The sequence below is a fragment of the Trichormus variabilis 0441 genome (genome assembly GCF_009856605.1).
Classification (GTDB): domain Bacteria; phylum Cyanobacteriota; class Cyanobacteriia; order Cyanobacteriales; family Nostocaceae; genus Trichormus; species Trichormus variabilis.
This window is the reverse complement of the sequence record NZ_CP047242.1, coordinates 3,673,071-3,686,075: the sequence shown is the minus strand read 5'-3', so window position 1 is coordinate 3,686,075 and position 13,005 is coordinate 3,673,071. Positions and strand designations below refer to the sequence as shown.

The 13,005-nt window shown below is 39.8% G+C and carries 9 protein-coding genes and 1 CRISPR repeat array (1 of these 10 cut by a window edge); of the genes, 6 read left to right on the top strand and 3 right to left on the bottom strand.

What is annotated here, in order from left to right; translation table 11 throughout:
• Positions 1-164: 164 nt before the first annotated feature.
• Positions 165-410, bottom strand: a complete 246-nt coding sequence (locus tag GSQ19_RS14985) for a hypothetical protein (protein ID WP_011318734.1) — start codon at positions 408-410, stop codon at positions 165-167.
• 433 nt (positions 411-843) lie between these two features.
• Between GSQ19_RS14985 and GSQ19_RS14980 the strand changes: the two genes are divergently transcribed.
• Positions 844-1,065, top strand: coding sequence for a type II toxin-antitoxin system HicB family antitoxin (locus GSQ19_RS14980; protein WP_011318733.1), 222 nt, complete (start codon positions 844-846; stop codon positions 1,063-1,065).
• Complete coding sequence (locus tag GSQ19_RS14975; protein WP_011318732.1) at positions 1,065-1,250, top strand: type II toxin-antitoxin system HicA family toxin; 186 nt, start codon at positions 1,065-1,067, stop codon at positions 1,248-1,250. The genes GSQ19_RS14980 and GSQ19_RS14975 overlap by 1 nt, the downstream gene beginning before the upstream one ends.
• Before the next feature lie 391 nt (positions 1,251-1,641).
• Here GSQ19_RS14975 and GSQ19_RS14970 read toward each other — a convergent pair whose 3' ends face one another.
• Positions 1,642-2,196 (bottom strand): pyridoxamine 5'-phosphate oxidase family protein, encoded by a 555-nt coding sequence (locus tag GSQ19_RS14970; protein WP_011318731.1) that lies wholly within the window; start codon positions 2,194-2,196, stop codon positions 1,642-1,644.
• A gap of 283 nt (positions 2,197-2,479) precedes the next feature.
• Between GSQ19_RS14970 and GSQ19_RS14965 the strand changes: the two genes are divergently transcribed.
• Positions 2,480-4,135: an IS5-like element ISAva5 family transposase gene (locus tag GSQ19_RS14965; protein ID WP_041455935.1), complete on the top strand. Its 1,656-nt coding sequence runs from the start codon at positions 2,480-2,482 to the stop codon at positions 4,133-4,135.
• Positions 4,136-4,281: 146 nt separating this feature from the next.
• Here GSQ19_RS14965 and GSQ19_RS14960 read toward each other — a convergent pair whose 3' ends face one another.
• Positions 4,282-4,953, bottom strand: coding sequence for a pyridoxamine 5'-phosphate oxidase family protein (locus tag GSQ19_RS14960; RefSeq protein WP_011318730.1), 672 nt, complete (start codon positions 4,951-4,953; stop codon positions 4,282-4,284).
• Between the two features lie 108 nt (positions 4,954-5,061).
• Here GSQ19_RS14960 and pdxR point away from each other — a divergent pair, with 108 nt between their 5' ends.
• The 3 genes from pdxR (at position 5,062) to GSQ19_RS14940 (ending at position 9,965) form a co-directional block, all read left to right on the top strand.
• Positions 5,062-6,534 (top strand): MocR-like pyridoxine biosynthesis transcription factor PdxR, encoded by a 1,473-nt coding sequence (gene pdxR, locus GSQ19_RS14955; protein WP_011318729.1) that lies wholly within the window; start codon positions 5,062-5,064, stop codon positions 6,532-6,534.
• 158 nt (positions 6,535-6,692) lie between these two features.
• Positions 6,693-7,985, top strand: coding sequence for a FecR family protein (locus tag GSQ19_RS14950; protein ID WP_011318728.1), 1,293 nt, complete (start codon positions 6,693-6,695; stop codon positions 7,983-7,985).
• Positions 7,986-8,144: 159 nt separating this feature from the next.
• Positions 8,145-9,965 (top strand): iron uptake porin, encoded by a 1,821-nt coding sequence (locus GSQ19_RS14940; RefSeq protein ID WP_011318727.1) that lies wholly within the window; start codon positions 8,145-8,147, stop codon positions 9,963-9,965.
• Between the two features lie 256 nt (positions 9,966-10,221).
• Positions 10,222-13,005: direct repeats of the CRISPR family, unit length 37 nt; unit sequence GTTAAAACCCTCTAAAATCCCTATCAGGGATTGAAAC (it continues 250 nt past the right edge of the window).

The following is a 13,005-nucleotide window of genomic DNA, read 5'->3' as shown; positions in this document are numbered from 1 at the left end:
TTCTATCACGCAGAGACGCAGAGAAGATAAAGAGTTTGAGATTTCAGCACATCAAATTTCATCCCCTGATTCAGCAACGCCAAAAACTGAATTTTTACTTTGGTCTCATAGCCTATCCACTCCACAAGCGAATGGATAGGTTATTGTATTGCTAAATAACTAAACTAGAAATTTTGGGCGAGACACCACTCTTCAAGTTCCGTATAAGTCATTTTGTTGACGTGTCGAGGAGTGTAAATACCTTTTTTTACAGCTATTTCAACTGCTTTACGCTTTAACTGAGAATCTGGTTGTACATCAACTTTATCTAATTCGTCTAGCTTTAATAGTAGCTTGAGCATTTCTACGTTCTCTTTTGTATTTTCAGCTAGCTGGGCTGCCAATTCAAGGCGAGAAAGTTTTCCGTTCATTAAATTCTCCAGAATTTATTTTACGACGTTATAACGTGAATTTAAGGCTTAGTTATCAAGGATGGTACTTCCTATACAGAACAACTAAGTGTAATCAACTATAGAGCCAAAATCGGCTTATTGTCAAAAGCAAAACAGGGCAAAATCACAGCAAATCAGTTCAAAATCGCTGCAAAATTACCCTTAATTTAACTATTTTCACGTTGTAACGCTCTAAAACACTAGAGAGCTATATAAAGCATCCTAAGTACCAATTAGGAAACTGTTCAGTATTTTGTAAGTTGTATAACTCACTTCAAAAACTGATTCATTCTAATATACTTCCAGTATATATTGGAAGTCAATACTGAATTATGATATTCTAAGCTCGTACTCACATAGTGCAAATATATAATTGTTGCTCGTTTTGTCCAAGCAATTATTATGAAATAATATGGAAAACTCTTTCACTGCTGTATTTGAAAAAGTAGGCGATTGGTATATAGGCTATGCCCAAGAGTTACCAGGAGCAAATATTCAAGAGAGAACTTTAGAAGAAGCAAGAGAAAGTTTATTAGAAGCTATTGAACTTATATTGATTTCTAATCGAGAGCTTGCAGAAAAAGAACTCGCTAACAAAAACGTTATTCGTGAACAGATTACCGTTAAAATCTAGTGAAAAGACGTGAGTTAATTCGCCATTTAGAAGAGAATGGTTGTTTATTTCTTCGAGAGGGTGGGAAGCATACAATTTACTACAATCCAATCAACAATAGAACATCAGCAGTTCCCAGACATACAGAAATTGTTGATGTTCTAGTTGTCAAAATATGCAAAGACTTGGAAATTGCGCGTCCTTAGTAATTTGTTCACACAATTAGATTTTTTTAGCGATGACCTCCGGTGTAGCTTTCATCCCAGAAGTAGCTTTTGGTGGGCTTTAGCGCATTATTTTTTTGCTCATAAGCGTTTGAGAAAGCAAAATGCTTAAATACTTTCTTATTTGCCTTAAATGCTTTCTCATTTCAGTGTTTTCCGTAAGCAATTAGGCATATTGCTTATTCATTTGCTGTAAATACTTTCTCATTTCAGTAGATTGCGTATTCATTTCGGTGTTTTCAGCAAGCAATTAGAGATATTGCTTTCTCATTTGTTGTAAATGCTTTCTGTTTTCGGCAATTACTTAATTTATGACAAAGATCATCTTTGTAGCAAAAGAACCTACATATTTACTGAAATTTTCTCAGGCTGCTTAAAATAATTTGCTGAGTGGAGTCGGTAAACCATCGATACTCACAACATTTTTTTGCTTTCGATAGTCATTAACTCCTTGTACTCCTTTTTTCTCTGCCCAATCAACTAAAGCCTGTCTTTGTCCTTGATATTCATACAGTGGGACACCAAGACCACAAGAAGTTTGCACACGTTCGATATCTGCAACTATAATTTGCCGAGTTCCAGGGATTGGAGGAAATAATGAGTACAAGGAATCCCAATTAGGGGAACTGGGTAAAATTGTCTCTCCTTTTCCATAGAGGCGTAAAATTAGAGGCGCTCCTTCAAAAGCGCAAAACATTAAGGTGATTCGCCCGTTTTCTTGGAGATGGGCTGAGGTTTCATTACCACTACCTGTTAAATCTAGGTAAGCTACCTGATGAGGGGAAAGAATCCGAAAGCAGTCTAGTCCTTTGGGAGACATATTCACATGGCCATCAGGACTCAGGGGTGCAGAAGCTACAAAAAACAGGTGTTGGGCTGCAATAAATTCTTGTAATTCTTTGGTGATGTGGTCAAAAACTTTAGCCATAAATAGTAAGTATTAAGTGCTGGTAAATGATTCTAGAAACCCCTCTTTATAGCTTGCTACTCTACGAGTTCTCCGCAGGAGTACCCGTACTCTGCCCTGCAAGAAGGAGCCACTGTGTTGTGCGGGTTCCCCGCGTTGTAGCAAGTGGCGTAGAGGCTTTAATTATTACTCCCCTTCCTTGGTAGGATACTGTTGGCGAATTATTGAAGGGTTAAGCCCCTCAAGAGTTTGGAACAGTGGAAAAAAGAGAATAAGTATATTGAGCGTAGCATCTACAAAGATTATGACCCTGCACCCGCGTGATATGTCGCAGATTCCTGAAACAACAGCGCAAGTAGCCCGGAATTCATTTCCCAAAGGGAACATATATATGAAGATGCGGGATGAAATAGGAGTGTTATATAAGGATGAGGATTTTGTCAAACTTTACCGCGCAGATTGTGGTCAAAGTGGAATATCAGCAGGACAACTGGCATTAGTGACAGTAATGCAATTTATCGAAGGTTTAACGGATAGACAAGCGGCGGATGCAGTGAGGGGTCATATTGATTGGAAATACGCACTATCGTTGGAATTAAATGACCCAGGGTTTGATTATTCAGTACTTTCAGAATTTCGTCAGCGATTAATCAAAGCAGGACGAGAGCGAGAGTTACTCAACCAAATGCTAGCTCGTTTCCAAGAACTAGGTTGGCTCAAAAATCGCGGCCGTGTCAGAACTGATTCAACTCACGTATTAGCCGCAGTACGACAGTTAAATCGTTTGGAATTAGTGGGAGAAACTTTACGTCATACCTTAAATGACTTGGCTTATTTTGCCCCTGATTGGCTCAAATCGAGAGTTGACGTTGATTGGTTTGAACGTTACTCCCTGAGATTTGAGCAATACCGCTTGCCCAAATCAAAAGCCGAACGTGAGAAATTGAGGCGAAAAATTGGTGAGGATGGTCATCATTTGCTATCCGCTTTGTATGCAGACTCAACTTGTAATTGGCTGTGGCAGATTCCATCAGTGGAAACATTACGTATAGTTTGGGTGCAACAATACTATATTCAATTGCAACAAGTCTATTGGCGAGAACAAGATAACTTACCACCAAATAGACTACAGATTGAATCTCCTTACGATGTTGATGCACGCAATTCCAGCAAGCGAGAAATCAACTGGACTGGTTATAATCTGCATCTGACAGAAATTTGTCACCCCATACTGCCAAACTTAATTATCAATGTGGAAACGTCCGTGGCCACAAGTGCGGATGTTGAGATGACACCAGTAATTCATTCTCGTTTAAACCAGAACAATCTTTTGCCACAAGAACATGTTGTCGATACTGGCTATGTCAATGCTCAAAACTTAGTCGATAGTCAATCCCATTTTCATGTTGATTTAGTAGGAAAAGTTCCCCCCGGAACTAGTTGGCAAGCAACAGCACAATCCGGCTTTGAGCAAAATTGCTTCACTATTCATTGGGATTTGATGCGTGTTGATTGCCCAATGGGTAAACAAAGTAAGTCCTGGCGTACAACTGTCGATAGCCATGACAATCCAGTAGTCAAAATACAATTTGACAAATCCGATTGTTCGCTTTGTTCAAGTCGCTCAAAATGCACTCGCTCCAAAAAACTACCGCGTCTTCTGACCCTCAAACCACAGGAACTACATCTTGCATTACATGATGCTCGCATTCGCCAAAAAACTGAATCTTTTCAACAAATTTATCACCAACGTGCTGGCGTTGAAGGCTTGATTTCCCAAGCTACTGGTCGCTACCAATTACGCCGTTGTCGCTACATTGGTCTTGCCAAAACTCTCTTGCAGCATGTCATTACTGCTGCTGCTATCAACTTCAGTCGGATGTGGGATTGGTGGCAACATGTCCCACGCAGTCAGACTCGCGTTTCTCACTTTGCTCGAATTGCTCCCACTGCCTCATAGTATTCCTGATTTTCTATTTTGTGATGATTGGTTTTGCCCTCTATCAATTCGCCAACAGTATCTTGGTAGGGAAGGGGTTGGGGGTTAGGTCTGAGAGAAAGTTGCACACGGCTTTAGGCGAACGCACCACTACGAATTACAAACTTTCACGCAGCACCTTTTTGTGGTCTAGTGTACTTCTTTACATATACAGGTAATTCTATGCTTGAATCTAAGCGGGAATCATTTATAGGTGTAGCCGCAGTTAATTTTAAAGGAATTTGTCCTGCCCAGACTGGTATTTGATAATCTGCTTCATCGTCAATTGGTTCACCAGTGCGGATTTTTGCTGAAGCTTCTGTTAGAGGTAGAGATAGTACTAGAGTTCCTGCTAATTCTTGACGATTAGGCGATCGCACTTCTTCCCACCTCCCTAGAATAACGTGTTCTGTAAATGCTTTGAGAGCAGCTAATTTTTGCTCTGTATCTTCTACTAGTGTGGCTTTACCAAATACTACCACTGAGCGATAGTTCATAGAGTGGTGAAACGCTGATCGCGCTAAGACTAACCCATCAATTAAGGTGACTGTGACGCAGATATCAAGACCTTGTTGCAGGGTTTTTAACATCCGGCTAGCAGGTGACCCGTGAATATATAATGTATCGTCTATTCTTCCATAGGCTGTAGGAATCACAACAGGCTGTCCATCAGCCACAAAACCTACATGACAGACTAATCCTTCATCTAAAATTTGATAAATAGTTTCACTTTCGTAGTTAGCTCTTTTAGGTACGCGTTTAACTGTAGTTCTTTGGCTGGGGGCTTTTTGTTGCGTCATGATGGAAAATTTCTACTCTATACGGTTAGAGTAATCAGGTAATTGGCATGAAACAAGAGCCACTTTTTAGTTATCTGACCAGTCCACTTGTGTAATTTGTGATTGACAATGGATTTTGCTATTAATATCGACCCAGACGCACCTTTACCTCTGCATCGCCAAGTTTATGAGGAATTACGTCGGGCTATTTTGTTAGGACGGTTAATTTCAGGGGAAAAACTACCATCTACGCGATCGCTTGCTCAATTACTTGGTGTTTCTCGTGCTACTGTGACTCAAGGTTATGAGTTATTGCTGAGTGAAGGTTATCTAGAAACTATTGTGGGTTCGGGGACGTTTGTTTGTCGTCAACTTCCCGATGAATTACTGAATACTGCACCAATTGAGTCAAAATTACAACCAAATAACTCACCTGTGCCTTTATCAGCTTATGGTAAAAGTTTGAGTGATAAAGCGTTTTTATGTATACCAGAACAAGCGGTAGAAATTAGCTTTAGTTATGGACGACCAGCTTTTGATAAGTTCCCGATAGATTTATGGCGTAAGTTAATCTCGCGTCATTGCCAACTTAAACCAAATGTGCTTGACTATACAGATAATTCCCTGGGATATCAACCATTAAGGGAGGCGATCGCTGCTTATCTTTCGCGCTCCAGAGCCGTTAATTGTCAGGCAGAACAAATCATTATTGTTGGTGGTTCTCAGCAAGGTCTTGATTTAATTACACGTATCTTAATTGACCGTGGTGATGGAATTGTTGTAGAAGAACCGGGTTATTTAGGTGCTAGACGAGCTTTTTTAGCTCAGGGGGCTAGTCTATTTCCTGTTCCTGTGGATCAATCAGGGCTAATAGTCAATAAGTTGAAAACAAGTATAATTCCTAACCTTAAACTAGTTTATGTCACTCCCTCCCATCAATTTCCTACAGGTGCGGTGTTATCTCTTCCCCGCAGATTAGAGTTACTGGCTTGGGCGCAGAAAGCAGGGGTGATGATTATTGAAGATGACTATGATAGTGAGTACCGTTATGGTGAGCGTCCCATACCAGCTTTACAAGGATTAGATCAGGGTAACTCAGTTATTTATGTAGGTACATTTTCTAAAGTCCTTTTTCCCGCCTTGCGCTTGGGTTATTTAGTTTTACCCCAGAATTTAGTAAATATATTTGCCCGTGCAAAATGGCTGGCAGATAGGCAATGTAGTTTACTAGAACAGTATGCCCTGACTGATTTTATTACAGAAGGACATCTGGAACGACATATAAGAAAGATGCGATCGCTCTACAACCAACGTAGGCAAACTTTAGTACAGTCTTTGTTTTCTCATTTTGGCAATAGGGCAAAAATTCTGGGAGAAAATGCAGGAATGCACCTCATGGTAAAAATAGATACTCAAATCAGCGATGATGAAATAGTCCAAAGTGCAGCTCTTTCCGGTGTCAGTATCGGGGCAGCGTATCCCCAGTATTTAAAAGATAGCCCTGGTAGTGAATTTATCTTTGGCTATGCAGAACTCAATGAACAGCAAATTCAAGAAGGGGTACGGCGACTGGCTAGGGTAATTCATAATTCAGAAGGCTAATACTACCTTTACAGATTCAGCTACGCAGCCAAAGCAAGGCTTACGCCTATGTAATTTGCAATTAAACTTAATATCAAAACAGAAAAATAAATATGAAACTATGTATTATGAAATCGAGTCGTTATCAGTAGATTTAACATCACCTAAGGTAAACCGTGATGAGAGGGCAGATTTGGTCATTACAGAAAAAATTACTGATTAGTACAGTGATTACGGTATCTTGGATAACTCCCGTTTTAGCTCAATCGGATCCGCTTCTGACTCGTGCCGAAGTTTACAAACTTACTAAGATTGTGGAACTGCTGCTACACAACCAAACTCAACGCCCAGCACGCCCCAAGGATGTTGTCGTTCCTAAAGATGCAGTAAAAACGGGTGTCAGTTCAGAAGCGCAACTATTCTTTAATGATCAATCCCTCATTCGGGTAGACCAAAGTAGTATCTTTCGCTTTGAACCAGGGTTACGTCGCTTTAAGTTGCGAAATCTGATTGCCCTGAATGAAATGATATTTAAATTGGAAAGTGGCACAGCTTTAATTTTGAGTCCACCAGGAAGTGTCGGAACAGCAATAGAAACACCAGAAAGTCAGATTACTATTTTTGCAGCAAATCCAGCAATTACCTCTAGTGGGCAGAACACTATTGCCAAACTTAACCACTCTGTTATTACTAATTCTAAAAATACAAAGTTAACCCAAAATAATGATTTATATGCACCTGCACAAAAAGCTAGTGCAGTGATGGTAATACATAATCAAGAAAGCAAGAAAACACAAGTTTTTGCCCTAACTGATGGAGATATTAAAATTACAGATCAAAGAGGACGAAAAATTGTATCTTTGCTTGGTGGTCAAACGGTAGCAGTGACAAATGGTGTAGTGGGAAATCCTCAAGAATTTGACTTACCAGCCTTTTATAAAAGTATTGCCCTTGCCTCTGGACTAGGTGCGGGACAAGAAAATTTAGTGGCTCAAGAAACTACTCCGGTGCAAGAAACAATCAACGCTGTACGCATAGAAACATTAGCCGCTTTGAGAAGACAGTCCGACAGGTTTAGAGGATTTACCAGGACATTTTTAGCTGATGCACTCAATGGTACAGAAGGTGATTTAAATCCTCGTCCATCAGTTTCCGTCAGGATTACAAACCCACAAGTTGTTACAGGTACTTTTTACCGAAGACAGGGTAATAATGCTGTGTTTATTCCTGATAATAATCCCAACTCTCCAGTTGATATTTCTGTAGATTTTGATCAGCGAACAATTGATATTGGTGGCAATACAGGCGTGTCTAATAGGGCGGGATTAAGTGGTAATAATGCTAGCGGTTCCGTAATTAATGCTAACGGTCAAATAACTCAAATAGAAGTTTTTGCTGTGAATGGAGAAAGCCCACAAGAAGGTGTTCCTTATCGTGGTAGTTTGACAACGGGTATAGCCCGCGATCGCTAATTTTTTAATATCCCCATAAAACACTTACGGCTTGATAGAAGCAGGGAATTTAAAACCCTAGATTTTGTTAAAATTTGGTGAAAGTATTAAATTCTCGATTCCTCTATTTTTTAACAATAAATTATTGAGAATTTCAATTTTGATCAGGTGTGAGGAGTGATGCAAAATAAAATAAACTTATTACTACTATCTGGGACAGTATTATTAGGGCTAAATGTTCCAGTTTTGGCGGAAGATATACTCAAAAATCAATGGCGATCGCCGGATAAATCTGATGTTGAAAAATTATCCTTTGAAATTATTAGCGAAGATGCTCAATATTTAGCTGAACAAGTTCCTATTAATCCATCTGACTTTTCACTGGATCTGGAAAACCCCTCTCCAAACCTCTCCCCTAAAAGGAGAGAGGCTTTGAATTTTCCCACTTCCCTTGTAGGGAAGGGGGTTAGGGGGTTAGGTTTCACATTAAATTTTCCACATAATGTGAAAAGTCAGATTAATCCAGATATTTACTCTCAAACATCGCCTGAACAAAATATGGCACAGGTGACATCAGTATCACAATTATCTGATGTACAACCAAGTGATTGGGCTTTTGCTGCCTTGCAATCCTTAATAGAACGTTATGGAGTGATAGCAGGTTATCCTGATGGTACATTTAAAGGCGATCGCACCATTACACGTTACGAATTTGCGGCTGGATTAAATGCTGCTTTAGATAAAATCAATCAATTAATTGCATCTGGCTTAACAGATAAAGTCACCGACGCTGATTTAGAAACATTACGAAAACTCCAAGAAGAATTTGCTACAGAATTAGCCATTTCTAGAGGTAGAGTTGATGCTTTAGAAGCCCGTAGTGCTGATATTCAAGCTCAACAGTTTTCCCCTAACGTAGTATTAGGAGGACAAACTATTTTCGGGCTAGCTGGTGGTTTTGGGGGGAATCGTCCAGGTGATGGAGAAGCCAACACAATTTTTACTTACCTGACACAATTACAACTAGCTTCCTCCTTTACAGGAAAAGACCGTTTTCGCGTCGGGCTAATATCAGGAAACGCCGCTAATAATAGCTTTGAAAACCTCCAAGCCTTCAATACCAACATGGCAAGATTAGCTTGGCAAGGAAATTACGACAATCAAGTTAGTATAAACTCTGTTGAATATCGAGTTGCAGGTTTAGGCGATCGCGTTGTTTTCACCTTTAAACCTGTAGGATTTAGCTTAGGCAGTGTACTTAGTCCTAACTCTATCTATGCAGATGCAGGACAAGGAGCAATATCTGCATTTGCAGGTTCAACACCTATCTTGAGAATTGGTAACTTAGATGCTGGTTTAGGCTTTGACTGGTTACTTTCAGACGAAATCCGTTTGCAATTCGCCTATGGTACAAGAGGTAGCAGCGACAGCAACCAAGGTTTATTTGGTGCAGATCACAGCGCCTTAGGATTACAGTTTTTATACAAGCCAACCCCCTCACTTATTACAGGTTTAGCTTATATCAACGCTTATTCCAGCGATGGTCACTTAGATACGGGTACTGGTAGCAGTAACGCCGATACCTCAGGGGGAATTAACGAACCTTCACAAATCCACGCCCTCAACGCTAGCATGAGATGGCAATTAACTAATAAGCTAGTTCTTGGTGCTTGGGGTGGTGTCATGGTGACAGATTCTCTCAAATCAGATGCAGTTGTTCTCAGCAGCACCTATACAGTTTCTTTAGGTATATATGACCCCTTTGGCAGAAAAGGGGATTTATTTGGTTTTCTCTACGGCTTACCACCAAAATTAAACAACGGCGTATTAATACCCACCGCAGATACTGGCAATTCCACTCACTACGAAGTTTTTTACCGCTATTTAGTCAACGACAACATCGCCATTACCCCTGGCTTTTTTCTCGTCACCGACCCTGGTCATATTTCCAGCAACAATGATATTTTCATCGGTGCTATCCGTACCACCTTTAATTTTTAAAATATTGCGTCAACCCATAGATGTTTTTCTGCACAGCTTCAGTTTTTTGCCTCTATGCCTCATCCTGATTAGGTTGCAGCCCATAACATTAAAATTGGGGTTGACGCAATTACCTCTAACCTTCGCCATAACAGCTTTTGAGTTAATTTTTACCATACGCTTCTTGACAATCCCATGTCTGAAAAGTTATCTTGGCTCCATGTTGACGCAACTGAACCTTGAAAACCAAATACACCAAAGCTTTGAGAGCCAAGCGGTTAAAACCCTCTAAAATCCCTATCAGGGATTGAAACTTAAAGACTGTACTTCATAGGAGATTTGAGATAAAGTTAAAACCCTCTAAAATCCCTATCAGGGATTGAAACAAGTGTACAGGCAATAGTTATTCCTATCGTGATTGTTAAAACCCTCTAAAATCCCTATCAGGGATTGAAACCTGACGCTGTAAATAAACGCGCTGGTAATCCTGGGTTAAAACCCTCTAAAATCCCTATCAGGGATTGAAACGCGAGACTTGCAATCATCTGGTAGCTCATCTGAAGTTAAAACCCTCTAAAATCCCTATCAGGGATTGAAACATCATTAGGGGTGAAAACTATATATAAAGTTGGTTAAAACCCTCTAAAATCCCTATCAGGGATTGAAACGTAATCAGTTGAGTACCCAGTTGGAGGCGCTGCGGTGGTTAAAACCCTCTAAAATCCCTATCAGGGATTGAAACGAGTACACTAGGTACTAAAACAATCCACCACCGATGTTAAAACCCTCTAAAATCCCTATCAGGGATTGAAACTTCTTGGAGACTTAGACGACTCCATAACATTACTGGTTAAAACCCTCTAAAATCCCTATCAGGGATTGAAACAGGGGAAAAATGTTTTTCCCTGCTTAGTGATAGGGTTAAAACCCTCTAAAATCCCTATCAGGGATTGAAACGTCCGCGGGTTTAGATTTGTACTGAAATTCCACGGTTAAAACCCTCTAAAATCCCTATCAGGGATTGAAACTTTCCCATCGTAGATAAATAGTACCTATGTTAGTTAAAACCCTCTAAAATCCCTATCAGGGATTGAAACTACTCAATAGCTGAACAAGCCTCAACAAAGACAGTTAAAACCCTCTAAAATCCCTATCAGGGATTGAAACACATGATTGATAGTCTTTGTTGGCTTCAGATTGTGTTAAAACCCTCTAAAATCCCTATCAGGGATTGAAACAAAACTAGTGCCTTGCAGCATAGCCGTGAAAGAGGTTAAAACCCTCTAAAATCCCTATCAGGGATTGAAACCGCCGATTACTCAGCAACCAATATCTCAGTCAAGTGTTAAAACCCTCTAAAATCCCTATCAGGGATTGAAACTTTCTGAGCTTCAATTTGAGCTATTTGATCACGTAGAGTTAAAACCCTCTAAAATCCCTATCAGGGATTGAAACAGAGAATCAACATATTGCTGACACCCACACAAAGTTAAAACCCTCTAAAATCCCTATCAGGGATTGAAACGAGTATTTTAATTAAAAATGAACTTAATTAGAGGTTAAAACCCTCTAAAATCCCTATCAGGGATTGAAACAATCCCTCTGCACCACCTGGAATAACCTTAACCCTTGTTAAAACCCTCTAAAATCCCTATCAGGGATTGAAACTAAAGAGGAAAGGATTGTAACTGTACCTGCTTTAGTTAAAACCCTCTAAAATCCCTATCAGGGATTGAAACACGCAAAAGGCAGCTATGTAAAGTCTGCTACGAGTTAAAACCCTCTAAAATCCCTATCAGGGATTGAAACTACTTTCTTGCGTAAGTTGAAATACGAAACATCAGTTAAAACCCTCTAAAATCCCTATCAGGGATTGAAACAACGTTATGATGGGTCTGGCAGTTCTTCTTCTGGGGTTAAAACCCTCTAAAATCCCTATCAGGGATTGAAACATATATGATAAATGGGCTGAGAGTAACGGTGAACTAGTTAAAACCCTCTAAAATCCCTATCAGGGATTGAAACCGGGGAAGCTATCTCAATACAGGAGAAAAAGTTCATCCGTTAAAACCCTCTAAAATCCCTATCAGGGATTGAAACATTTTGAAGCTTAAATTTTACGCCGGAGGGTAATGTTAAAACCCTCTAAAATCCCTATCAGGGATTGAAACACTCTCAAAAAGAGTACGCTTTTTTAATTCAACAAAGTTAAAACCCTCTAAAATCCCTATCAGGGATTGAAACCCTGCTTTGCATCTTCATTTAGTAGTCGTTTGTGAGTTAAAACCCTCTAAAATCCCTATCAGGGATTGAAACTAACTCGGACGACTTACGCATGGTAACTTTGGCGTTAAAACCCTCTAAAATCCCTATCAGGGATTGAAACCAAACCCTATGTTTCTAAAGTTAATCCCTTTGTGGTTAAAACCCTCTAAAATCCCTATCAGGGATTGAAACTCCGACCAAGAACCGCCAACTTCTCCGTAATCTGGTTAAAACCCTCTAAAATCCCTATCAGGGATTGAAACTTCATTGTGTTAATCGCTAGCCACTGAAAATCATGTTAAAACCCTCTAAAATCCCTATCAGGGATTGAAACGTAATTATCGACGTTAATACCGTCGTGTATAACGAGTTAAAACCCTCTAAAATCCCTATCAGGGATTGAAACAGAGCATCTGAAGGCTGAAAGTATAGCCAAAGCCGTTAAAACCCTCTAAAATCCCTATCAGGGATTGAAACAAGAATCCTAAAGAACGCCAGAAAGCAAAGATTACCGGTTAAAACCCTCTAAAATCCCTATCAGGGATTGAAACCGAAACGGATATTTTGTTAACAAATCCTGACCTAGTTAAAACCCTCTAAAATCCCTATCAGGGATTGAAACGATGCTAAAGGCAAGGTTAAATCCCTATATCGTGTTAAAACCCTCTAAAATCCCTATCAGGGATTGAAACACTGGTGCATATCCATGTTTCTCTGCTATATCGTTAAAACCCTCTAAAATCCCTATCAGGGATTGAAACTGGGCGAGAAAGCTTGATGATTTTCTAGAAATATG